We start from the raw sequence: 22,587 nt of genomic DNA, 5'->3' as shown, positions 1-22,587 counted from the left end.
GGAGAGATTCGAGCCTTACCAGCTGGACTTGCTGACACCGGGCAGTTCGCCCGCGTGCGCCATCTGGCGCAGGCACACCCGGCACAGACCGAACTTGCGGTACACCGAGTGCGGACGTCCGCACTTCTGGCAGCGGGTGTAGCCGCGCACCTTGAACTTCGGCTTCTTCGCGGCCTTGTGGATCAGCGCTTTCTTGGCCATCGGCTCAGTTCTCCTTGAACGGGAAGCCGAGCTTGCGAAGCAGCGCGCGGCCCTCGTCGTCCGTGGTGGCGGTGGTGACAACGGTGACGTCCATGCCGCGGGGGCGGTCGATGGCGTCCGGGTTGATCTCGTGGAACATGGACTGCTCGTTGAGACCGAAGGTGTAGTTGCCGTTGCCGTCGAACTGCTTGGGCGAGAGCCCGCGGAAGTCGCGGATACGCGGCAGTGCGATGGTGAGCAGCCGGTCCAGGAACTCCCACATGCGGTCGTTGCGCAGCGTTACGCGCGCCCCGATCGGCATGCCCTCGCGCAGCTTGAACTGCGCGATCGACTTCCGGGCCTTGCGCACCTCGGGCTTCTGCCCGGTGATGATCGCCAGGTCGGTGATCGCACCCTGGATGAGCTTGCTGTCGCGGGCGGCGTCGCCGACACCCATGTTGACGACGACCTTCACCACGCCCGGGATCTGGTGGACGTTCTCGAAGGCGAACTCCTCCCGGAGCTCGCCCGCGATCTCCTCGCGGTAGCGGGTCTTCAGCCGCGGCGCGGCCTTCTCGGTGGTGGTCATCAGATGTCCTTACCGTTCCTGCGCGAGACGCGAACCTTCTTGCCGTCCTCGCCGAACCGGTAACCGATACGGGACGGCTTGCCGTCGGAGTCCACGACCTGCACATTCGAGATGTGGATCGGAGCCTCCTGCGTGACGATGCCGCCCGACTGCGCGCCGCGCTGGGTCTGGGAGATCCGGGTGTGCTTCTTGATCCGGTTCACGCCTTCGACGAGCACCCGCTCACGCTCCGGGTAGGCCTGGATGACCTTGCCCTTGGCGCCTTTGTCCTTGCCGGCGATGACGACGACCGTGTCGCCCTTCTTCACCTTCATCACAGCACCTCCGGCGCAAGCGAGATGATCTTCATGAACTTCCGGTCGCGAAGTTCGCGGCCGACCGGACCGAAGATGCGGGTACCCCGGGGCTCGTTGTCGGGCTTGATGAGCACGGCGGCGTTCTCATCGAAGCGGATGTATGAGCCGTCGGGACGCCGACGCTCTTTCACCGTGCGGACGATGACGGCCTTGACCACGTCGCCCCTCTTCACCCCGGCAGCCGGGATGGCGTCCTTCACGGTGGCGACGATGATGTCGCCGATACCCGCGTAGCGCCGCCCCGACCCGCCGAGCACGCGGATGCAGAGGATTTCCTTGGCACCCGTGTTGTCGGCGACTCGTAGTCGCGACTCCTGCTGGATCACGTCAACTCCTGTATGTCTCGCCGGTTCTCAGCCGGTGTTCCCGCGCTGAGCCTTGCGGAACGGATAGGGATTCGAAGAAATCCCCGGTTTACTTGGCCTTCTCGCGGATCTCGACCAGCCGCCAGCGCTTGGTGGCGGACAGCGGCCGGGTCTCCATCAACAGCACGCGGTCGCCCTTGCCGGCCGTGTTCTGCTCGTCGTGCGCCTTCACCTTGGTGGTGGAGCGCAGGACCTTGGCGTAACGACGGTGCTTCTTGCGGTCCTCGAGCTCGACGACGATGGTCTTGTCCATCTTGTCCGAGACGACCAGGCCCTCACGGACCTTCCGGTAGTTACGCCCGGAGTCCTTCTTCTGCACCGGCTCGGTGATCTGCTCACTCATGCCGCGCCCTCACTCTCGGCGTCGTCGGGGGAAACGGACAGGCCGAGTTCGCGCTCGCGCATCACGGTGTAGATCCGCGCGATGTCGGTGCGAACCGTGCGCAGCCGCCGGTTGTTGTCCAGCTGCCCGGTGGCCATCTGGAAGCGGAGGTTGAACAGCTCCTCCTTCGCCTCCTTGAGGCGCAGCACGAGCTCCTCTCCAGTGAGCTCACGCAGTTCTGAGGACACAGCGGCTTCAGCCTTCGCCATCAGAACTCACCACCTTCACGGGTCACGATTCGGCACTTCATCGGCAGCTTGTGGATCGCGCGGCGGAGCGCCTCGCGGGCCGTCTGCTCGTTCGGGAAGCTCATCTCGAACATCACCCGACCGGGCTTCACGTTGGCGACCCACCACTCCGGCGAACCCTTACCGGAACCCATGCGGGTCTCGGCGGGCTTCTTGGTCAGCGGGCGGTCGGGGAAGATGTTGATCCACACCTTGCCGCCACGCTTGATGTGCCGGGTGATGGCGATACGAGCGGACTCGATCTGCCGGTTGGTCACGTAGCTGTGCTCAAGCGCCTGGATTCCGTACTCACCGAAGGTGACCTTGGTGCCGCCCTTCGCGGCGCCGCCACGCTTCGGAGAGTGCTGCTTGCGGTGCTTGACCCTGCGTGGGATGAGCACGTCAGCCCTCCGTCTTCTCTGCCGCGTCCGGCGAAGCCACTGCGGGCGCCTCGCTGGCGGCGGCCTGGTTGTCGGTCTGCTTGCCGCCCTTCTCAGCGGCAGCGGCCCGACCGGCTTCGGTAGAGGTGGCCGTGGTGCCCGAGGCGCCGGAGCGACGCGGACGGGCGGGACGGTCACGACGCGGGGCGCGCTCGGCGGCCGCGGCGGCGTCACGCGCCTCCTTGGCCTTGAGCCCACCGACGATGTCGCCCTTGTAGATCCACACCTTCACGCCGATGCGACCGAACGACGTACGGGCTTCGAAGAAGCCGTAGTCGATGTCGGCGCGCAGCGTGTGCAGCGGAACCCGGCCATCGCGGTAGTGCTCCGAGCGGGACATCTCGGCGCCACCCAGACGGCCACCGCACTGCACGCGGATGCCCTTCACCTGGGGGGAACGCATCGACGTCTGGATCGCCTTGCGCATCGCGCGACGGAAGGCCACGCGGTTGGAAAGCTGCTCGGCGACACCCTGAGCGACGAGCTGGGCGTCGGACTCGGGGTTCTTCACCTCGAGGATGTTGAGCTGGACCTGCTTCTTGGTCAGCTTCTCCAGCGCGCCACGGATCCGGTCGGCCTCCGCGCCGCGACGGCCGATGACGATGCCCGGCCGGGCGGTGTGGATGTCGACGCGGACGCGGTCACGGGTCCGCTCGATCTCGACCTTGGAGATGCCGGCCCGCTCCATGCCCGTGGAGAGCAGCTTGCGGATCTTGACGTCCTCGGCCACGTACTCCGCGTACTGCTTGTCGGCGTACCAGCGGGACTTCCAGTCCGTGGTGATACCCAGCCGGAAGCCGTGCGGGTTGATCTTCTGGCCCACTACCGGCCACCTGCCTTCTTCTTGCCGCTGTTGGACTTCGCCGCGGTCTTCGGCCGTGATTCGACGACGACCGTGATGTGGCTGGTCCGCTTACGGATCCGGTACGCGCGACCCTGCGCACGCGGCCGGATGCGCTTGAGGGTCGGGCCCTCGTCGGCGGTCGCGTTCTTGACCCACAGCGTGTCTGGGTCCAGGTCGAGGTTGTTCTCGGCGTTGGCCATCGCACTGGCGAGCACCTTCGCGAGCTGCTCGCTGGCCGTCTGCGGCGCAAACCGGAGCACGGCCAGGGCCTCGGTGGCGCTGCGACCCTTGATCAGCTCGATCACCCGGCGCACCTTGGTCGGCGAGTCCCGGACGAAGCGAGCCCGCGCGACGGCCGTCGGCAGAGCGTCTGCCGTCGCCGTTGCGTCGTTCTGGGCGTTCATCGCTAGTTCCCTTGCTCTCTGTGGTGCCCGCTCAGCGGCGGCGCGACTTCCGGTCGTCCTTGATGTGGCCCTTGAAGGTCCTCGTCGGAGCGAACTCGCCCAACTTGTGACCCACCATCGACTCGGTGACGAACACCGGGACGTGCTTGCGGCCGTCGTGCACCGCGATCGTGTGTCCCAGGAAATCCGGGATGATCGTGGAGCGGCGTGACCAGGTCTTGATCACCGTCTTCTTGCCGGACTCGTTGAGTACGTCCACCTTTTTGAGCAGGTGGTCGTCCACGAACGGGCCCTTCTTGAGGCTGCGTGGCATGTTTTCTTACCTCCCTGCTCAGCGCTTCTTGCCGGTACGGCGGCGGCGGACGATCAACTTGTCGCTCGGCTTGTTGCGGCGGGTACGACCCTCCGGCTTACCGTTCGGGTTCACCGGGTGGCGACCACCGGAGGTCTTACCCTCACCACCACCGTGCGGGTGGTCGACCGGGTTCATGACGACACCACGGACGGTCGGGCGCTTGCCCCGCCAGCGGTTACGGCCGGCCTTGCCCCAGTTGATGTTGGCGTGCTCGGAGTTGCCGACCTCGCCGATGGTGGCGCGGTTGCGCACGTCCACGTTGCGGATCTCGCCCGAGGGGAGACGCAACTGGGCGTACGGACCGTCCTTGGCGACGAGCTGCACCTTCGCACCGGCGGAGCGCGCCATCTTCGCGCCGCCACCGGGGCGGAGCTCGATCGCGTGCACCACGGTGCCGACCGGGATGTTGCGCAGCGGCAGGTTGTTGCCCGGCTTGATGTCGGCCCGCGGGCCGTTCTCGATCCGGTCGCCCTGCTTCAGCTTCTCCGGCGCGATGATGTAGCGCTTCTCGCCGTCGGCGTAGTGCAGCAGCGCGATGCGTGCGGAACGGTTGGGGTCGTACTCGATGTGCGCGACCTTGGCCGGCACGCCGTCCTTGTCGTTCCGGCGGAAGTCGATCAGCCGGTACGCGCGCTTGTGACCGCCACCCTTGTGCCGGGTGGTGATCTTGCCGGACGAGTTACGACCGCCACTGCCGCTCAGCGGACGCAGCAGCGACTTCTCCGGCGTCGTCCGAGTGATCTCGGCGAAGTCGGAGACGCTCGAGCCACGCCGGCCAGGCGTTGTCGGCTTGTACTTGCGGATGCCCATGTCTGCTCAGTCCTTTACGCGGCGGGTCCGCCGAAGATCTCGATCGGCTTGCTCTCAGCCGACAGAGTCACGACGGCGCGCTTGGTGTCCTTGCGCTTACCGAAACCGGTCCGGGTGCGCTTGCGCTTGCCCTGACGGTTCAGCGTGTTCACGCTGACCACCTTGACGCCGAAGACCTTCTCGACCGCGATCTTGATCTGGGTCTTGTTGGCGTCCGGACGGACCAGGAACGTGTACTTGTGGTCCTCGAGCAGCCCGTAGGACTTCTCGGAGATCACCGGCGCGAGCAAGATGTCGCGGTAGTCGGGAATGGCCACGGAGCTCACTGCTCGTCACTCCCCTCAACCTCACTCGAACGCGCGCTGGCCTTCGCGGCCTTGCCCCGGGCGGGGCCGGCGACGAACACGTCGTACGCGGACTTGGTGAACACGATGTCGTCGTTGACCAGCACGTCGTACGTGTTGAGCTGGTCCGGCGTGATCAGGTGCACGTTGTCCAGGTTGCGAGCCGAGAGCCAGGTGAGCTCGTCGTCGCGGTGCAGCACCACGAGAACGCGCTTCGCGCTGGACACCGCGGCGATCGCGGCCTTGAAACCCTTGGTGGACGGCTTGTCGCCGGTCACCAGCTCGGTGACGACGTGCAGCTGGCCGGCGCGGGTCCGGTCGGAGAGGGCGCCACGCAGAGCGGCGGCCTTCATCTTCTTCGGGGTGCGCTGGCTGTAGTCACGCGGTGTGGGTCCGTGGACCGTGCCACCGCCGGTGAACTGCGGGGCGCGGATCGAGCCCTGGCGGGCGCGGCCGGTGCCCTTCTGGCGGTACGGCTTCTTGCCACCGCCGGCGACCTCGCCGCGGGTCTTCGTCGAGTGCGTGCCCTGGCGAGCGGCGGCCAGCTGGGCCGTCACGACCTGGTGCAGCAGCGGCACGTTGGCCTGCACGTCGAAGATGTCCGCCGGGAGGTCGACGGTGCCGTCGGCCTTGCCTGCCGGCGTCTTCAGCTCGAGGCTGGTCATTCGGAAGCACCACCCTTCACGGCGTTGCGGACGAACACGACGCCGCCCTTGGGGCCGGGGACCGCGCCCTTGATCAGCAGCAGGCCGTCGTCGGCACGCACGGCGTGCACGGTGAGGCCCTGCGTGGTGACGCGATCGTTGCCCATCCGGCCGGCCATCCGGACGCCCTTGAAGACGCGGCCCGGGGTGGCGCAGCCACCGATGGAACCCGGCTTGCGGTGCACGGCCTGCGCACCGTGGCTCGCGCCCTGGCCCTTGAAGCCGTGACGCTTCATGACACCGGCGTAGCCCTTGCCCTTGCTGGTTCCGGTCACGTCGACCACGGCGCCGGTCTCGAACACCTCGGCGGTGATCTCCTGGCCGACCTCGTAGGTCTCGGAGTCGGTCGTGCGCAGCTCGGCGAGGTGACGCCGCGGCGTCACGCCGGCCTTGTCGAAGTGACCGGTGCCCGGCTTGTTGACCTTGCGCGGGTCAATCGAACCGAAGGCCAGCTGCACGGCCGTGTAACCGTCGGTCTGCTGGTTGCGTACCTGGGTGACGACATTCGGCCCGGCCTGGACGACGGTCACCGGAACGATCCGGTTGTTCTCGTCGAACACCTGGGTCATGCCGAGCTTGGTGCCCAGGATGCCCTTAACTTGCCTGTCAGACATGAGTCTCTTATCTCCGCCTCGTACCCGCCGCGTCTACTGGATGTTTACGTCGACGCTCGCCGGCAGGTCGATGCGCATGAGCGCGTCGACCGTCTTCGGCGTCGGGTCGAGGATGTCGATCAGACGCTTGTGTGTGCGCATCTCGAAGTGCTCGCGCGAGTCCTTGTACTTGTGCGGCGAGCGGATGACGCAGTAAACGTTCTTCTCGGTGGGCAGCGGCACCGGCCCGACAACACGGGCGCCGGTACGCGTGACCGTCTCGACGATCTTGCGCGCCGAGGTGTCGATCGCCTCGTGGTCGTAGGCCTTGAGCCGGATGCGGATCTTCTGTCCCGCCATGGTGGCTGCTCGTTCCTTGTCGTCTCGTGCCGCTGTTCTCGATCGCCGGAGCTCTCGCTAACGGCTCTGTGAGCCGCGCGGCCCTGGTTTCCGCACGTCAGAACCTCGACTCCGGTCCACGCGGTCGGGCGTGTCGCGCCCGGTGCGCAGACGGATCCCGCAGGATCCTCGCTCTGCCAGAGGTCTTCAACGTGCCTGGGAAAGCCATCCGTCTCGGCTGTTCCCATCGACCACAACCTCCGCGCGATGCAGCGGCTGGTGGCCCCGGCTACTCGCGCCGGGGTGGCTGATTCTGCCGAAATACAACAGCGCTGCCGTTTCCGGCAGAATCAGCCACCCCGCGACGAGCAACCCTAATAGTCTCGCATACCCAAAAATTCAAGCCCGACCCGGGGGTGTTTCCACCTCCGGGTCCGGGCCCGAGTGCCGGGGAGGCCGACGAACGGCCGCCCCGGCTCAGGAACTACTTGTTGATCTTGGTGACCTGGCCGGCACCGACGGTCCGTCCACCCTCACGGATGGCGAAGCGAAGGCCCTCGTCCATGGCGATCGGCTGGATCAGCGTCACCGAGATGTCGGTGTTGTCGCCCGGCATGACCATTTCGGTGCCCTCGGGGAGGGTCACGACGCCGGTCACGTCCGTGGTACGGAAGTAGAACTGCGGGCGGTAGTTGTTGAAGAACGGCGTGTGCCGTCCGCCCTCGTCCTTGGACAGGATGTAGACCGAGCCCTCGAACTCCGTGTGCGGGGTGGTGGTGCCCGGCTTCACGACGACCTGGCCACGCTCGACGTCCTCGCGCTTGATACCGCGGAGCAGCAGCGCGGCGTTGTCGCCGGCCTTGCCCGAGTCAAGCAGCTTGTTGAACATCTCGATGCTGGTGACCGTGGTCTTGCGAGCGTCGGGGCGGATGCCCACGATCTCGACCTCTTCGTTGAGCTTGACCTCGCCACGCTCGATGCGGCCGGTGACGACCGTACCGCGACCGGTGATGGTGAAGACGTCCTCGACGGGCATGAGGAACGGCTTCTCGGTCTCCCGGATGGGCTCGGGGACGTTGGCGTCCACGGCCTCCATGAGCTCGAGAACCGACTTGCCCCACTCCTCGTCGCCCTCCAGGGCCTTGAGGCCGGAGACCTTGACGACCGGAGCGTCGTCGCCGGGGAACTCCTGCTCGGAGAGCAGTTCGCGAACCTCGAGCTCAACGAGCTCCAGGATCTCCTCGTCGTCGACCATGTCGGACTTGTTCAGCGCCACGACGATGTAGGGCACACCGACCTGACGGGCGAGCAGCACGTGCTCACGCGTCTGCGGCATCGGGCCGTCGGTCGCCGCGACCACGAGGATCGCACCGTCCATCTGGGCCGCACCGGTGATCATGTTCTTGATGTAGTCAGCGTGACCAGGAGCGTCAACGTGCGCGTAGTGACGCGCCTCGGTCTCGTACTCGACGTGCGAGATGTTGATCGTGATGCCGCGCTGCTTCTCTTCCGGCGCGTTGTCGATCTGGTCGAACGCCCGCGACTGGTTGAGCTCCGGGTACTTGTCGTGCAGAACCTTGGTGATCGCCGCGGTCAGGGTGGTCTTCCCGTGGTCGACGTGACCAATGGTTCCGATGTTGACGTGCGGCTTGCTCCGCTCGAACTTCGCCTTCGCCACTGGAATGTCCTCCTGGACTGTTTATGCTTTTTCTCACCGGCCGACGTGGCTGTCGGACAGCGACCTATCTGGTCGGTTGTGCGGACCTCAGGGGAGCCCCCTCGGCCACGGCCCCGGGGGTTCTACTCCCCCGTGGCCTTCGCGATGATCTCCTTGGCGACGTTCGCGGGAACCTCGGCGTAGGAGTCGAACTGCATGGAGTAGTTCGCGCGGCCCTGGGTCTTCGACCGCAGATCGCCCACGTAACCGAACATCTCCGACAGCGGGACGAGCGCCTTGACGACACGCGTACCACTGCGCTCTTCCATGGCCTGGATCTGGCCACGGCGAGAGTTCAGGTCGCCGATCACATCGCCCATGTAGTCCTCGGGCGTGGTGACCTCGACCGCCATCAACGGCTCGAGCAGAACCGGGCTGGCCTTCTTCGCGGCTTCCTTCATCGCCATCGAACCGGCGATCTTGAACGCCATCTCCGAGGAGTCCACCTCGTGGTAGGCACCGTCGAGAAGGGTGAACTTCAGGCCGACGAGCGGGTAACCCGCGAGCACGCCGTACTGCATGGCGTCCTGGGCACCGGCGTCCACCGACGGGATGTACTCACGCGGAACGCGACCACCGGTGACCTTGTTGTCGAACTCGTAGAGCGCGCCGTCCGTGGTGGCCAGCGGCTCGAGCTTGACGATCACCTTGGCGAACTGGCCGGAGCCACCGGTCTGCTTCTTGTGCACGAAATCGAGCTTCTCGACCGTCTTGCGCACCGTCTCGCGGTAGGCGACCTGCGGCTTGCCGATGTTCGCCTCGACCCGGTAGTCGGACTTCATCCGGTTGACCAGCACCTCGAGGTGCAGCTCGCCCATCCCCTGGATGATCGTCTGACCGGTCTCCTCGTCCAGGTTGACCCGGAAGGTCGGGTCCTCCTCGGCGAGCTTCTGGATCGCGGTCGACAGCTTCTCCTGGTCCGCCTTCGTCTTCGGCTCGATGGCCACCGAGATGACGGGCTCCGGGAAGGTCATCGACTCCAGGACGACCGGGTTCTGCGGGTCGGCGAGGGTGTCACCGGTGGTGGTGTCCTTCAGGCCCTGGACCGCGTAGATGTGGCCGGCCTGGCCCTCGTCGACGGGGTTCTCCTTGTTGGAGTGCATCTGGAACAGCTTGCCGATGCGCTCCTTCCGCTCCTTCGTCGCGTTGACGACGGCGGTGCCGGAGGCGACCTTGCCCGAGTAGACCCGGATGTAGGTCAGCTTGCCGAAGAAGGGGTGCGCCGCGATCTTGAAGGCCAGCGCGGCGAAGGGCTCTTCGGTGGACGGCTTGCGCACGACCGTGGTCTCGCCGTCGGGGAGGGTGCCCTCGACCGGCGGGACGTCGAACGGCGTCGGCAGGTAGTCGATGACCGCGTCGAGCATGGGCTGGACGCCCTTGTTCTTGAAGGCGGAACCGGTGAGCACCGGGTAGGCCTCGCGGGCGATCGTCAGCTTGCGGATGCCCGCCTTGATCTCGTCCTCGGAGAGCTGCTCGCCAGCGAAGAACTTCTCCATCAGCGCGTCGTCGGTCTCGGCGACGGCCTCGACCAGCTTCTCGCGGTACTCGGCGGCCTTGTCGGCCAGGTCCGCGGGGATGTCCTCCACCGCGTAGTCCTCGCCCTTGCTGACCTCGCCACGCCAGGTGAGTGCCTTCATACGGACCAGGTCGATGACGCCTTCGAAGTCGTTCTCGGCGCCGATCGGGAGCTGGATCACCAGCGGGCGGGCGCCGAGGCGCTCCTCGATGGTCTTCACGGTGAAGTAGAAGTCCGCACCGAGCTTGTCCATCTTGTTGACGAAGCAGACACGAGGAACCTCGTACTTGTCCGCCTGCCGCCAGACCTGCTCGGACTGCGGCTCGACACCTTCCTTGCCGTCGAAGACGGCGACGGCACCGTCGAGCACGCGCAGCGAACGCTCCACCTCGACGGTGAAGTCGACGTGGCCCGGCGTGTCGATGATGTTGATCTGGTGGTCGGCCCAGAAGGTGGTGGTGGCAGCCGAGGTGATGGTGATACCCCGCTTCTGCTCCTCCTCCATCCAGTCCATGGTGGCGGCGCCGTCGTGGACTTCGCCGATCTTGTAGTTGATCCCGGTGTAGAACAGGATCCGCTCGGTGGTGGTGGTCTTCCCGGCGTCGATGTGCGCCATGATGCCGATGTTGCGGACCTTGTTCAGGTCGGTCAGCACGTCACGTGCCACGAGATTGTTCCCCTGTCTAGAAGATTGGGGCCCGGCCTGGGTTTATCGACAGCCGGGCGGCGATCACCAGCGGTAGTGCGCGAAGGCCTTGTTCGACTCGGCCATCTTGTGCGTGTCCTCGCGACGCTTGACGCTGGCGCCGAGGCCGTTGCTGGCGTCGAGGAGTTCGTTCTGCAGGCGCTCGATCATGGTCTTCTCGCGGCGAGCCGCCGAGTAGGACACGAGCCAGCGCAGCGCAAGGGTCGTCGAGCGGTTCGGCTTGACCTCGATCGGCACCTGGTAGGTGGCACCACCGACGCGGCGGCTCTTCACCTCGATGCTCGGCTTCACGTTGTCGAGCGCACGCTTGAGGGTGACGACCGGGTCGGTGCCGGACTTCTCCCGGGCGCCTTCCAGCGCGCCGTAGACGATGCGCTCGGCGAGCGAACGCTTCCCGTCCTGCAGCACCTTGTTCACCAGCTGGGTGACCAGCGGCGAGGCATAGACCGGGTCAGAGATCAGCGGCCGCTTCGGGGCCGGACCCTTGCGGGGCATTAGCTCTTCTCCTTCTTCGCGCCGTACCGGCTGCGCGCCTGCTTACGGTTCTTCACACCCTGGGTGTCGAGCGAACCGCGGATGATCTTGTAACGAACACCCGGCAGGTCCTTCACACGACCACCGCGCACGAGCACCATCGAGTGCTCCTGCAGGTTGTGGCCTTCGCCGGGGATGTAGGCGGTGACCTCGATGCCGCTGGTCAGCTTCACGCGAGCAACCTTGCGCAGCGCCGAGTTCGGCTTCTTGGGGGTCGTGGTGTACACGCGAGTGCACACGCCACGCCGCTGCGGGCTCCCCTTGAGGGCCGCGGTCTTCTGCTTGGCAGCCTTGTCCTGGCGGCCCTTGCGGACCAGCTGCTGGATCGTGGGCAATGGACCAGCTTTCTGTCGCGTATTGCTTGTCGTATTTCCCCGGCCCCCGCGGTCGGGCGTGTCGCGCCGCGTCTAGATCTACGCGACCCGGTAACTTTCCCAGCGGGATATCCGTGGAACTCCGCTTCGCACCGGACGTCAGCTGGATACCGAAGTACCCCACCTTTACCGAATGGCACGCGGAGCGGCCCGACGCCTGCCGGGCACGGTCGTCAAAGATACCCGCCGCCCGGAAGGCGGCCAATTGGGGGGTCTGAAGACGACCGAACCGCCACCTTACCCCGTCCCGAAGCACAGGTGGCGGCAACGCGGAGGTGCGGGTGCCTTACACACCCGCGCCCCACGTTCCGCCTGGTCAGAGCCCGGTCGGGTCAGTCCTCGTCGGCCTTCGCGTGATTGGGACGACCGGGATTCGGATCCCGCGAGAGGTCGATCAGCGGGTGGACCGGCGCGCCCTCGGGTGCCGCGCGGCGCCCGGTGCTCACCTCCTCACCCGTCGGGCCGTCCGTGACGGTGGTCCTGTCGGTGTCCACAACGCCCTCCTCGTACCGCTTGGTGAACCGGGGAGGCACGGTACCGGCCTGATCGGGGGCATCTCGACCGAGGTGCGCACGGAACGGGTACCGATCGTCCATGATGTTCACTCGCACCGGGAAACCACCAGTTCAGGCGGCGACGCCGAGGAGGAAGCGTGTCAGCGGAGTTCGAGCGGCTCGTCGCACAGTTCGAGCGGTTCCAGTCGAAGATCCAGCGGGTGGACGATCAGTTCGCCAGCATCGGCCAGATGCAGGCCGAGATCGGTGCGCTCGAGGCCACGGCGACCTCACCGGACCGGACGGTGACCGTCGTCGCCGGGCCGGGCGGCTCCGTCACGGACATCCGTATCGCCGACGGCGCGATGCGGCAGGACGGCCGCGCGCTCGCGAACACCCTGATGGCCACCCTGCGGGAAGCGGTGGCCGAATCGGCACGGAAACAGGCGGTGGTCGTCGACCAGCACATGGGTGGCAGCCTCGGTCTCACCGAGCAGGTCCTCGAGACCCAGGCCGAAGTGCTGGGAACCAGCGTCGAGGAACTGCGGTCGAAGGTGGAGCAGGAGACGCCGCGGCGGGCGGTGAACGAGGGCGAACCCGAGGACTACTCGGCGCAATCGTTCATGGCACGGGCCGAGGACGCACCGGCGCCGCCACCCGCGACGGGTGGTTCGCAGGGCGATGAGTTCCTGAAGAACCTGTTCGACGACCGAGGGGATCACTGATGGGCGGCTACCAGGTCGACACCTCGAGGCTGTACGCCTACTCGGACCTGCTCGCCGAGAACAAGACCGCGGTGGCGGGCGTCAAGGACAAGGTCGGCCAGGCGGACGTCGGCGACGAGTCCTGGGGCATCGTCGGCATCTTCGTCAAGCACATGTACACCGACATGCTCGGCGACCTGAACGATCTGCTCAAGCAGATGGAGGACGGCCTGCAGTCCGCCTCGGACAAGGTCCGCACGGCCGGCGAGTTCTACGACAGCACCGAGAACGACAACTGCCGCAACTGGAACGAAGTGATGGGGCAGCTGGAGAACAGCGGCGACGCTCCCAGGTGAACGAGAACGAGCGAGGGGCACGGACATGAGCGATCCGCTGGGCGACATCGCGCTCAAGCAGGAGGACGGCACCGGGAAGAAGGTCGTCAACGCGATCCCGATCGTCGGCAGCGCCGTGAAGGTGTACGACGCGGGCACGAGCCAGGCCATCAAGGAGGGCTCGACGGCCACCGGGCTGAGCGGCGTGATGTCCGAGACGACGAACCTGATCCAGTCCTGCGCGGAGACGGCGATGAGCATCGCCACGGACCCGATCGGCTGGCTCGTCGGCCAGGGACTGAACTTCCTGCTCGCGGTGTGCGACCCGCTGCAGGACGCGATCCACTTCGTCAGCGGTGACGGGCCGGCTCTCGCCGCGGCGGCGGAGAGCTTCAACAACATCGGCCGCGGGATGGAGCAGTTCGCCGCGCAGTTCAACGAGCAGGCGCAGAATTCGCTCGCGCAGTGGGAGGGCGGTGCGGCCGAGGCCGCCGCGGGCAGGCTGGCCGAGTTCTCCGGCGGGATCACCGGGACCGCCGACCAGGCCGGTGACATCGCGACGCTGCTGCAGGCGTGCAGCATGCTGATGACCGTCATCGAGGAGTTCATCAAGGCCCTGCTGACCGAGCTGATCACCTGGCTGATCATGATCTGGGTGCCGGCTCTGGCGGCGGCGATTCCGACGGCCGGGGCCTCGACGGCGGCGGCGGGAGCGGCGACGCCGGCGAAGGCCGCGGGCACCGCGACGAAGGCCACCAAGCAGGTGAGCAAGCTGCAGAAGGTGCTCGACCAGATCAAGGAGCTGATCGACCAATTCAAGGTCATCTTCGGCAAGACCAAGGACATCATCGCGAAGATGGGCACGAACGGTCAGGCGCTGCCCGGTATGGCCGGCCGGATCAACGACGGTTTCGGCTCGCGGATGGCCGGCGTCGTCACGGATCAGGCGAAATCGCAGATCGGCATCGGCACCGACCCGGCAGTAGGCCCGCCGGTGATGCCCGGCAAGCCCATGGGGCACCTGGAAAACGCACGCAAGGCCGGCGAGTACGCGGCCACCGGCGACGGTCAGTCCGTGGACGAGACCAAGGACAAGCTCGACTTCTGACGCCGGCGTGCACGGCACCGGAAGGAATCAGTGGACAGCGACACGGTAGAGATCTTCATCCGCTTCGGCCTGCTGCTCTCGGTGGTGTTCGGGATTCCCGCGTTCTTCCTCGTCCGGGCGCGCAGGCGCAAGCGCGGGGGCGAGGCGGTCCGCCGGGAAAGGGTCCGGTTGCTGACCGAGCGGCTCGGCGGCGAATTCACCGCGGATCCGGCCCGGTCGTGGCCGGGCTCAGCCGGGCGCAGGCGTCCGTTTCTGCATCTCTACCACCACTCGGGCTTCCTCGGCTCGCTCCGGGTTCCCCATCGCGAGCCGGAGTTCCGCTTCGCCGCGGAGATTCCTCACGGCAGGTGGCGGCTGCGGGTGTGCGAGGGGTCGATTCTCAGGTCGGGCCCGCATAACTCCGCCTACGAGGACGTCGAGCACATCGTGGAGACGCGGACCGGCACGACCCCTGGGTTGAAGCTGGCACCGGTGCTGGATCCGGCCGTCATCCGTGCGCTCGGATTTCCGGGCCGAGTAAGGGATCCGCGGCAGAGCGCGTTCGATCTGGAGCTGCGCGAGCCGGTGCCCTCGGCCTCGTCCTGGCAGGAGGTCGAGCTGCCGGAGGAGATCGGGGCGCACGTGGTCGCGTACACCGAGGATCCGGCGTTCGCCGCCCGGGTACTGACCCCGTCGACCTTGCGCTGGCTGGTGGAGAACAAGACGGACCTGCAGTGCCTGCTGGCCTTCGACCACGGTTACTTCTACGCGGTGGACGGGAAACCGGTGGCGGCGGAAACCCTGCCGGGCAGGCTGGACGCTCTCGCGGCACTGCTCGACCGGATCGGCGTCGAGGCGACGGCGTCCGGCTGATTCGCCTGGGACGCAAGGCTTTCAGCGCACCACCTCGACCGGAGGCGACCGCGGTAGGGCAGTCAGCTCTACCCCGGGCCGGGGCCTCGCTGGATGGTCGGCGCCGATGGGCGTCCATACGCTGGGTGCAGGACGTCGGGGATTCCCAGCTCCTCGAGGTCGGCGCGCCACCCGAACCGGACCCCAGCCGCGGGTGACGCGCTCCACGCCCGGACCGCGTGAGCAGCGCCCAGCACTGATGCTCGCGCGGTCCGGGCCCCGGTTCGCGGCGGGTCAGCCCATCCGGCCGGCGAGGTCGGTGACCACCGTCCGTTCGTCCTGCAGGAGGAAGAAGTGCGCCCCCGGGAACATGCGCTGCTCGAACGGGCCGCTGGTGAGGCTTTCCCAGCCACGCAGGCCCTGTTCGTCGACGACCGGGTCCTCGGTGCCGCCGTAGGCGACGATCGGCACGGACAGCCGCGGCGGTTCGGCGCGGCGGTAGGTCTCCACCAGTTCGTAGTCGGCACGGATGGCGGGCAGCACGAAATCGAGAACGTCCGGGTCCGCCAGCACCTCCGTGGCCGCCGGATTGAGCCGCCGGACGTCGTCCAGGATCGCGGCGTCGCCACGGCGGTGCAGGTCGCCTGGGGCCTGCAGGTGCGGCGGGCCGTGACCGGAGACGTGGAGGGTGGCGAGGTCGGCGTTCTCCCGTTCCAGCCGCACGGCGACCTCGTACGCGACGGAGGCGCCCATGCTGTGTCCGAAGAGGGTCAACGGGCGGTCGGCGAGCGGGCGCAGGGCCTCCATGACCTGCTCGACGAGCTCGTCCATCTGGACGAGGCACGCGTCGTCGATGCGGTCCTGGCGCCCCGGGTACTGCACCGCGAGCAGGTGCACATCGGCGGGCAGGTACTTCGCCCACGGCCGGAAACCCTGCGCGGTTCCGCCCGCGTACGGGAAGCAGACGAGCCGGCGCGGTGACGTCGTGTCGCCCGCGTAGCCACGTAGCCAGCGCTGGGTCGTGTTCGTTGCGTCGATGGTGGTGTCTCTTTCGCTGCGGCGGCGATCGGTCACGATGCCGCGAGTCTGCGCTCCTGCTGGTAGCCGCGGAGCAGTGCGACGCCGAGCGGGGTGAGGGTGTGGAAGACGGTGTTGACGTTGCGCTGCGATCGGATCAGCCCGGCGTTGCGCAGGATAGACGTGTGCTGGCTGACGGCGGCGGACGATATCTCCAGAAGCCTGCTGAGCTCGATCGACGCGCGGCTGTCGGTGAGCGCTTCGAGCATGGCGGCGCGGGTGCGGCCGACGAGGGCGCCGAGCGAGCGGTCCTCGGCAGCGGCGACGTTCCACAGGGCGTCGGTCTGCGAACGGTCCGGCGGCGCGGGGTAGACCAGTGCCGGGGTACCGAAGTCGCCGCCGGGATTCGCGATGGTGCGGGGGCAGCCGCTGAGGAACAGCGAGGGGGCGAGCACCAGTCCCCTGCCGCCCAGTACGACGTCCTCCGAACGTTCGCTCGGTACCAACAGGTAGGGCGGCTCCCACTTCATCCGGGGATGCAGGGTGGCCAGCAGTCGTTCGATTCCGCCGGAGAGCACGATGCGGCCGCGGATCTCGCGTTCGGTCTCGAGGTGCTGGTGCATCCGCTTCCAGTACGGGGCCAGCGCGACGCGGTAGAAGTCGCGGACGGCGAGCGCGGACCGTTCGCTGGCGAAGTTGCCGTCCTGCAGCAGGGCGTCGATCTTGGCCGTCTGCTTGCCGAGCAACAGAAGTTCGGGGAACGGACGGACCTGCTGGTCGGCGGGGGCCAGCGACTGGACGCGCTTGCCGAGCCTGCTGTGCACCGCCTTGCGCCACTGCTGGAAAAGGGTGCCGCCCGCGCCGTTGGCGAGCAGTTCGAGGGCGAACAGTGTCTCGACGGTGCGGCCCAAGGTCGGAACGACCCGCGTCCGGGCCAGGTCGTCACTGGTGAAGTGGATCCTCTGCATGTTCTGCACCGGTTGGTCCCTTACTGCTCAGTGCCGGAAATGACGCAGCACGACGGAGGGCTCGCGTGATCACGACGCATGCCCCTTCGTTCGGCGGGACCCGGCGATCGGCCCGGTTCCCGCTTTCTCGCATCGGTGCTACGGGTGCGAGAACTGGCGCACGCGGAACGCCTCCGGCAGTCGTCGCCCATGAGAACGGAACCGAACGGGAATGCAGTACGGTTTCAAGCTGGCCCGCCTGAAACTGCGATCCGTTCGATTTCAATGGTTCAACGGCGTAGCTAGAATTTCCCCAGTGCTTCAGCCTGAATTGCCCCAAGCCCCTCAGTCAGGCTAAAACCAGCCTGATGGGCGTGCCACGACATTAACGGCTCACTTAAAGCCCCACCATGCGGTCGGTTAATGACTGAGCACGTCAAATGTAGCGGTGTGCGTTCACGCATGTACGCATTGCTCACGAATTCGCGCGGCCGAATGGCGTAATCCGTGGCGCTGAACGTACTGTTCCAGCCGGGGTTCGGGCGGTTCCGTTCGCGGGGAATTGACCGTCGCTTGAGGTTCCATTCACCTCGTATCGGCGACCTACCAGCGCTGCCTGCGGAGTCGGCGCGGTGGGCCCGTGGCGCCCGTACCGGTATCGGTGGCGGTTCGCCGGCCGGGACCGCGCGGGCAAGCCTGGGCGTATGGTGCCGCCGTCGCCAAGAATGCGTATCGAGAATCTGTACCGCCATTAGAAGGCAGGTTCGGCACGATTATTACTGGTTCCCGACTACGTCGAAAACACCCGATTGTCCGAAGTCGCGCAACAATTGCACGTTCGGCAGTGAACGAACTGATCATGATCGACCACGGGCACGCGGACATCTGCCGGATTCGTTTCCGGGCGTCGTTCCGAATGGAGTAGCGCCCGTCCGCGAACGTTTCGCACCGTTTCGGCCATTCCTACCGAATCCGCGCTACCTACTATCGAGAAGGTTACCCGCTGGTTCGATCCTCGCCACTCCCCGCCCTGACCACCACGGCTCCCTACCCGGACGCCCCCGCCCCCGGCACGACATTCAGCCCGCTAAAGGCGCTTCCGGGACGCCCGCGGGCACCGATCGAAGCCGGCCGGAACCGAGACGCTGCGCTCGCCGGAGCGCCTCGGTCGACCACCGAACGAGGCAGGGACGGGTGGAGAGTGCCTGCCGATCGAGCCCGGACGACATTTAGCCCGCTAAACGCACTCGCCGGGCTTCCCGGAGGCCCACCACGGCACGCGGGGCGACGTCGACGGCCTGGGCGCCGCACGGCAACGCTGGACGGCGCGGTACGACATTCAGCCCGCTAAACGCGCTCGGTGGTGAGGCCGGACGCACGAGGGCCCCGGACGCTGTGCGCCCGGGGCCCTCGTTGCCGACTGCTGTCGGTGTCTAGCGGAAGTCGCGACCGAAGTCGTAGTCGTCCAGCGGGACGGCCGCACCGGTTCCGGTACCGAACACGTCAGGCGTGTAGTAGCCGTCGTCGTAGGACGGGATCGCGTACGCCGCGACCCTGGCCTCCTCGGTCGGCTGCACCTGGATGTTGCGGTAGCGGTTGATGCCCGTACCGGCCGGGATCAGCTTACCGATGATCACGTTCTCCTTGAGACCGACGAGCTTGTCGCTACGGCCGTTGATGGCCGCATCGGTCAGCACCCGAGTGGTCTCCTGGAACGACGCCGCCGACAGCCACGAGTCCGTGGTGAGCGAGGCCTTCGTGATACCCATCAGCACCGGACGGCCCGAGGCCGGGTCACCGCCTTCCGCGACCGAGGCACGGTTGGTGGCCTCGAACTTGGTCCGCTCGGGCAGTTCGCCCGGCAGGAAGTCCGTGGCACCGGAGTCGATGATCGTCACGCGGCGCAGCATCTGCCGCACGATGACCTCGATGTGCTTGTCGTGGATGGACACACCCTGCGCCCGGTACACCTTCTGCACCTCGTCGACGAGGTGCATCTGCGCCTCGCGCGGGCCCATGACCCGCAGGACCTCGTGCGGGTCGGGCGTACCTTCGAGCAACTGCGCGCCGACGCCGACGTGATCGCCGTCCGCGAGCGGGCCGGTCGGGGTGACGGCGAGACGCTGACGCTTCGACAGCTTGTCGAAGACGATCTCCTCGCTGCCGTCGTCCGGGATCAGCGTGATCTTCCAGAACCGCTCGCTCTCCTCGATGCGCACCCGGCCATCGACGTCGGCGATCGGCGCCTTGCCCTTCGGCACCCGAGCCTCGAACAGCTCCTGCACCCGGGGCAGACCCGTGGTGATGTCGTCACCGGCGACACCACCCTGGTGGAAGGTACGCATCGTGAGCTGGGTTCCCGGCTCACCGATCGACTGGGCGGCGACGATGCCGACGGCCTCGCCGACGTCCACGAGCTGACCGGTGGCCATCGAGCGGCCATAGCAGGACGCACACACACCGACGGCGGACTCACAGGTCAGGACGCTGCGGACCTTGACCTCCGAGATGCCGCTGCCGAGCAGCTTCTCGATCGCCGGGTCACCGATGTCGTCCCCGGCGTTGAGGACGACGTTGCCCTGCTTGTCGGTGGCGTCGGTGGCCAGCGTCCGGGCGTAGACCGCGGTCTCGACGTGCTGGTCGCGCAGGACCTTGCCGTCGCCGATGTCCTCGCCGATCGGCATCTTGATGCCGCGGGTGGTGCCGCAGTCGGTCTCCCGGACGATGACGTCCTGCGAGACGTCCACCAGACGACGGGTCAGGTAACCCGAGTCGGCGGTACGCAGCGCGGTGTCGGCCAGGCCCTTGCGGGCACCGTGCGTGGCGATGAAGTACTCCGCCACCGACAGGCCCTCACGGAAGTTGGCCTTGATCGGACGCGGGATGTACTCACCCTTCGGGTTCGACACCAGACCACGCATACCGGCCAGCGAACGGACCTGGGTCATGTTGCCCGCCGCCCCGGACTTCACGATCACGGAGATCGGGTTGTCGTCGGGGAAGTGCGCCTCCATGACCTTGGCGACGTCCTCGGTGGCCTGGCCCCACACCTTGACGAGCTCGTTGTTGCGCTCGGTGTGCGAGAGCTGACCACGCTGGTAGCGCTTCTCGACCTGGTCGGCCTTGCCCTCGTACTCGTCGAGGATGGCGGCCTTCTCCGGCGGCACGACGACATCGGAGATGGCGACGGTGACGCCCGAGCGGGTGGCCCAGTAGAAGCCGGCGTCCTTGAGCCGGTCGAGCGTCTGCGCGACCTGCGTCATGGAGTACCGCTCGGCCAGATCGTTGACGATCAAGGCCTGGCGCTTCTTCGGCATCGGCTCGTTGACGAACGCGTAGTCCGGCGGGAGCAGTTCGTTGAACAGCACCCGGCCGAGGGTGGTCTCGGCCAGCCACGGCTGACCGGGTTCCCAGCCCTTCTCCGCGAGCGCCGCCTCATCGGCCTTCGCCGGCTGACGGTCCTTCACCCGGATCTTGATCGGCGCGTGCAGGCCGACCGACTTGCGGTCGAAGGCCATGATCGCCTCGGCGGCCGAGGAGAACGCCTGCCCGGCACCGACCGCGTTCTCGTCGAGACGGGTGAGGTGGAAGATGCCGGTGACCATGTCCAGTCGCGGCATGGCGAGCGGACGGCCCGACGCCGGCGAGAGGATGTTGTTCGCCGACAGCATCAGGATCCGGGCCTCGGCCTGCGCCTCCGCGGACAGCGGAAGGTGCACGGCCATCTGGTCACCGTCGAAGTCCGCGTTGAACGCCTCGCAGACCAGCGGGTGGAGCTGGATGGCCTTGCCCTCGACGAGCTGCGGCTCGAAGGCCTGGATACCGAGGCGGTGCAGGGTGGGCGCCCGGTTCAGCATCACCGGGTGGCCGCTGATGACCTCTTCCAGCACGTCCCACACCTGCGGACGTGAGCGCTCCACCATCCGCTTGGCGGACTTGATGTTCTGCGCGTGGTTGAGGTCGACCAACCGCTTCATCACGAACGGCTTGAACAGCTCCAGCGCCATGTCCTTCGGCAGACCGCACTGGTGCAGCTTGAGCTGCGGTCCGACGATGATGACCGAACGGCCCGAGTAGTCGACGCGCTTGCCGAGCAGGTTCTGACGGAACCGGCCCTGCTTGCCCTTCAACAGGTCGGACAGCGACTTCAGCGGACGGTTACCGGGACCGGTGACCGGGCGGCCGCGGCGGCCGTTGTCGAACAGCGCGTCGACGGCCTCCTGCAGCATCCGCTTCTCGTTGTTGACGATGATCTCGGGCGCGCCGAGGTCGATCAGCCGCTTCAACCGGTTGTTGCGGTTGATGACGCGGCGGTACAGGTCGTTCAGGTCCGAGGTGGCGAACCGGCCACCGTCGAGCTGGACCATCGGGCGCAGTTCCGGCGGGATCACCGGGACGGCGTCGAGGACCATGCCGCGCGGGTCGTTGCGGGTGGCCTGGAAGGCCGCCACGACCTTGAGCCGCTTGAGCGCACGGAGCTTCTTCTGCCCCTTGCCCGAGCGGATCGTCTCGCGCAGGTTCTCGGCCTCGGCGTCGACGTCGAACTCGGTGGCCAGCTTCTGGATGGCCTCCGCGCCCATACCGCCGGTGAAGTACTCGCCGTAGCGGTCGATCAGCTCGCGGTAGAGCAGCTCGTCGACGACGAGCTGGCGCACGTCCAGCTTGGTGAAGGTGGTCCAGACCTCTTCGAGGCGGTCCAGTTCACGCTGGGCGCGGTCGCGGAGCTGGCGCATCTCCCGCTCGCCGCCCTCCTTGACCTTGCGGCGGACGTCGGACTTGGCGCCCTCGGCCTCCAGCTCGGCCAGGTCGGCTTCGAGCTTCTGCGCCCGCGCCTCGATGTCGGCGTCGCGCTTCGTCTCGACGTTCTTGCGCTCGACGGTGATCTCGTTCTCGAGCGTCGGCTGGTCGTTGTGGCGCAGGTCCTTGTTCACGCCGGTGATGACGTAGGCGGCGAAGTAGATGATCTTCTCGAGATCCTTCGGCGCCAGGTCGAGCAGGTAGCCCAGCCGGGACGGAACGCCCTTGAAGTACCAGATGTGCGTGACCGGGGCGGCCAGCTCGATGTGGCCCATCCGCTCACGACGGACCTTGGCGCGGGTGACCTCGACACCACAGCGCTCACAGATGATGCCCTTGAAGCGGACTCGCTTGTACTTGCCGCAGTAGCATTCCCAGTCGCGGGTCGGGCCGAAGATCTTCTCGCAGAAGAGTCCGTCCTTCTCCGGCTTCAGCGTGCGGTAGTTGATGGTCTCCGGCTTCTTGACCTCGCCGAAGGACCAGTGACGGATGTCGTCGGCGGTGGCCAGGCCGATGCGGAGTTCATCGAAGTAATTGACGTCCAGCACGTCGTTGCATCCCCTTGGGGTTGATGA

General features: G+C 66.9%; 27 protein-coding genes. 4 read left to right on the top strand and 23 right to left on the bottom strand.

Annotated features, from left to right (window positions below; genetic code table 11):
* Positions 1–15: 15 nt before the first annotated feature.
* The 20 genes from CFN78_RS01335 to CFN78_RS28955 form a co-directional block, all read right to left on the bottom strand.
* Complete coding sequence (locus CFN78_RS01335) at positions 16–201, bottom strand: type Z 30S ribosomal protein S14 (RefSeq protein WP_094860668.1); 186 nt, start codon at positions 199–201, stop codon at positions 16–18.
* Between the two features lie 4 nt (positions 202–205).
* A complete protein-coding gene (rplE, locus tag CFN78_RS01330; protein WP_094860667.1) occupies positions 206–769 on the bottom strand; it encodes a 50S ribosomal protein L5 in 564 nt (187 codons plus the stop codon).
* Entirely contained in the window at positions 769–1,083 is a 315-nt protein-coding gene (gene rplX / locus CFN78_RS01325; RefSeq protein ID WP_094860666.1) for a 50S ribosomal protein L24, read from the bottom strand. Before rplX ends, rplE begins: the two co-directional genes overlap by 1 nt.
* Positions 1,083–1,451, bottom strand: coding sequence for a 50S ribosomal protein L14 (gene rplN / locus CFN78_RS01320; protein ID WP_094860665.1), 369 nt, complete (start codon positions 1,449–1,451; stop codon positions 1,083–1,085). The genes rplX and rplN overlap by 1 nt, the downstream gene beginning before the upstream one ends.
* 88 nt (positions 1,452–1,539) lie before the next feature.
* Positions 1,540–1,833 (bottom strand): 30S ribosomal protein S17, encoded by a 294-nt coding sequence (gene rpsQ / locus CFN78_RS01315; RefSeq protein WP_205660390.1) that lies wholly within the window; start codon positions 1,831–1,833, stop codon positions 1,540–1,542.
* On the bottom strand, positions 1,830–2,081 hold the full coding sequence (rpmC, locus tag CFN78_RS01310) for a 50S ribosomal protein L29 (RefSeq protein ID WP_094860664.1): 252 nt from the start codon (positions 2,079–2,081) through the stop codon (positions 1,830–1,832). The genes rpsQ and rpmC overlap by 4 nt, the downstream gene beginning before the upstream one ends.
* Entirely contained in the window at positions 2,081–2,500 is a 420-nt protein-coding gene (rplP, locus tag CFN78_RS01305; RefSeq protein ID WP_094860663.1) for a 50S ribosomal protein L16, read from the bottom strand. Before rplP ends, rpmC begins: the two co-directional genes overlap by 1 nt.
* A 1-nt stretch (position 2,501) precedes the next feature.
* A complete protein-coding gene (rpsC, locus tag CFN78_RS01300) occupies positions 2,502–3,362 on the bottom strand; it encodes a 30S ribosomal protein S3 (RefSeq protein WP_094860662.1) in 861 nt (286 codons plus the stop codon).
* Complete coding sequence (gene rplV / locus CFN78_RS01295; RefSeq protein ID WP_094860661.1) at positions 3,362–3,787, bottom strand: 50S ribosomal protein L22; 426 nt, start codon at positions 3,785–3,787, stop codon at positions 3,362–3,364. Before rplV ends, rpsC begins: the two co-directional genes overlap by 1 nt.
* Positions 3,788–3,818: 31 nt before the next feature.
* Positions 3,819–4,100, bottom strand: coding sequence for a 30S ribosomal protein S19 (gene rpsS / locus CFN78_RS01290; protein ID WP_094860660.1), 282 nt, complete (start codon positions 4,098–4,100; stop codon positions 3,819–3,821).
* A gap of 18 nt (positions 4,101–4,118) precedes the next feature.
* Positions 4,119–4,952, bottom strand: a complete 834-nt coding sequence (gene rplB / locus CFN78_RS01285) for a 50S ribosomal protein L2 (protein ID WP_094860659.1) — start codon at positions 4,950–4,952, stop codon at positions 4,119–4,121.
* A gap of 14 nt (positions 4,953–4,966) precedes the next feature.
* The gene (gene rplW, locus CFN78_RS01280; protein WP_094860658.1) at positions 4,967–5,278 is read right to left on the bottom strand and encodes a 50S ribosomal protein L23; all 312 of its coding nucleotides are present in this window, start codon (positions 5,276–5,278) and stop codon (positions 4,967–4,969) included.
* Positions 5,275–5,961: a 50S ribosomal protein L4 gene (rplD, locus tag CFN78_RS01275; protein ID WP_094860657.1), complete on the bottom strand. Its 687-nt coding sequence runs from the start codon at positions 5,959–5,961 to the stop codon at positions 5,275–5,277. The genes rplW and rplD overlap by 4 nt, the downstream gene beginning before the upstream one ends.
* On the bottom strand, positions 5,958–6,614 hold the full coding sequence (gene rplC, locus CFN78_RS01270; protein WP_094860656.1) for a 50S ribosomal protein L3: 657 nt from the start codon (positions 6,612–6,614) through the stop codon (positions 5,958–5,960). The genes rplD and rplC overlap by 4 nt, the downstream gene beginning before the upstream one ends.
* 33 nt (positions 6,615–6,647) lie before the next feature.
* Positions 6,648–6,953, bottom strand: coding sequence for a 30S ribosomal protein S10 (rpsJ, locus tag CFN78_RS01265; protein ID WP_003102098.1), 306 nt, complete (start codon positions 6,951–6,953; stop codon positions 6,648–6,650).
* 463 nt (positions 6,954–7,416) lie between these two features.
* Entirely contained in the window at positions 7,417–8,610 is a 1,194-nt protein-coding gene (gene tuf, locus CFN78_RS01260; RefSeq protein WP_094860655.1) for an elongation factor Tu, read from the bottom strand.
* 122 nt (positions 8,611–8,732) lie between these two features.
* Entirely contained in the window at positions 8,733–10,832 is a 2,100-nt protein-coding gene (gene fusA, locus CFN78_RS01255; protein WP_094860654.1) for an elongation factor G, read from the bottom strand.
* Between the two features lie 63 nt (positions 10,833–10,895).
* Positions 10,896–11,366, bottom strand: coding sequence for a 30S ribosomal protein S7 (gene rpsG / locus CFN78_RS01250; protein ID WP_094860653.1), 471 nt, complete (start codon positions 11,364–11,366; stop codon positions 10,896–10,898).
* Positions 11,366–11,740, bottom strand: coding sequence for a 30S ribosomal protein S12 (gene rpsL, locus CFN78_RS01245; protein ID WP_003102113.1), 375 nt, complete (start codon positions 11,738–11,740; stop codon positions 11,366–11,368). Before rpsL ends, rpsG begins: the two co-directional genes overlap by 1 nt.
* A gap of 371 nt (positions 11,741–12,111) precedes the next feature.
* Positions 12,112–12,390, bottom strand: coding sequence for a hypothetical protein (locus CFN78_RS28955; RefSeq protein WP_165777391.1), 279 nt, complete (start codon positions 12,388–12,390; stop codon positions 12,112–12,114).
* A 41-nt stretch (positions 12,391–12,431) separates the two neighbouring features.
* Between CFN78_RS28955 and CFN78_RS01235 the strand changes: the two genes are divergently transcribed.
* The 4 genes from CFN78_RS01235 to CFN78_RS01220 are packed head-to-tail and all read left to right on the top strand — an operon-like array spanning position 12,432 to position 15,272.
* Complete coding sequence (locus CFN78_RS01235) at positions 12,432–12,998, top strand: YbaB/EbfC family nucleoid-associated protein (RefSeq protein WP_094860652.1); 567 nt, start codon at positions 12,432–12,434, stop codon at positions 12,996–12,998.
* Positions 12,998–13,333: a hypothetical protein gene (locus CFN78_RS01230; protein WP_094860651.1), complete on the top strand. Its 336-nt coding sequence runs from the start codon at positions 12,998–13,000 to the stop codon at positions 13,331–13,333. The genes CFN78_RS01235 and CFN78_RS01230 overlap by 1 nt, the downstream gene beginning before the upstream one ends.
* Before the next feature lie 25 nt (positions 13,334–13,358).
* Positions 13,359–14,420, top strand: coding sequence for a hypothetical protein (locus CFN78_RS01225; protein ID WP_094860650.1), 1,062 nt, complete (start codon positions 13,359–13,361; stop codon positions 14,418–14,420).
* 30 nt (positions 14,421–14,450) lie between these two features.
* Positions 14,451–15,272, top strand: coding sequence for a hypothetical protein (locus tag CFN78_RS01220; protein WP_094860649.1), 822 nt, complete (start codon positions 14,451–14,453; stop codon positions 15,270–15,272).
* Between the two features lie 273 nt (positions 15,273–15,545).
* Here the strand turns inward: CFN78_RS01220 and CFN78_RS01215 are convergent, their stop codons facing one another.
* The 3 genes from CFN78_RS01215 to CFN78_RS01205 form a co-directional block, all read right to left on the bottom strand.
* Positions 15,546–16,325, bottom strand: coding sequence for a thioesterase II family protein (locus tag CFN78_RS01215; protein ID WP_165777399.1), 780 nt, complete (start codon positions 16,323–16,325; stop codon positions 15,546–15,548).
* Positions 16,322–17,236, bottom strand: coding sequence for an ArsR/SmtB family transcription factor (locus tag CFN78_RS01210; protein WP_240519236.1), 915 nt, complete (start codon positions 17,234–17,236; stop codon positions 16,322–16,324). The genes CFN78_RS01215 and CFN78_RS01210 overlap by 4 nt, the downstream gene beginning before the upstream one ends.
* 1,412 nt (positions 17,237–18,648) lie before the next feature.
* The gene (locus CFN78_RS01205; RefSeq protein WP_094860646.1) at positions 18,649–22,560 is read right to left on the bottom strand and encodes a DNA-directed RNA polymerase subunit beta'; all 3,912 of its coding nucleotides are present in this window, start codon (positions 22,558–22,560) and stop codon (positions 18,649–18,651) included.
* Between the last annotated feature and the right edge of the window lie 27 nt (positions 22,561–22,587).

The organism is Amycolatopsis antarctica (assembly GCF_002262875.1).
Lineage (GTDB): Bacteria > Actinomycetota > Actinomycetes > Mycobacteriales > Pseudonocardiaceae > Amycolatopsis > Amycolatopsis antarctica.
Note: the sequence above shows the minus strand (reverse complement) of the source record. Positions and strands in the feature narration are given on the sequence as shown.